The 270-nt window shown below is 49.6% G+C and carries 1 pseudogene; it reads right to left on the bottom strand.

The features are described from left to right. Positions 1-270 (bottom strand): annotated as a pseudogene (locus V5P19_RS23660) (hydrogenase); the annotation flags it as partial.

Here is a 270-nt window from a genome sequence, read left to right as displayed (position 1 = left end):
TGAAAAGATTCATAAAGAAGCCCATCGCCGCCGCGCCTTTGCCCTCGTATTCGCGCATATAAGTCAATGAATAGAGCGAACAAACCACCACCAGCAAGGAGATAACCAGCACCATAAATGCCGAGAGGCTATCCATTCGCAGGGTTAAATCGGCAAAGTCAAAAGGGGTGGCAAAATGGGCGACTAAAGTTACACCAGCATGTAATTGCGTAATTCCGCTGATGATGCCAATCACGCCGCCCACCAGCGATGTGATGCCGGACAGCTTAA

This window comes from Enterobacter sp. UNJFSC 003 (assembly GCF_036903355.1).
In the GTDB taxonomy this organism is placed as follows: domain Bacteria; phylum Pseudomonadota; class Gammaproteobacteria; order Enterobacterales; family Enterobacteriaceae; genus Enterobacter.
The sequence above is the reverse complement of the archived record's forward strand: the minus strand, read 5'-3'. Positions and strand labels throughout refer to the sequence as shown.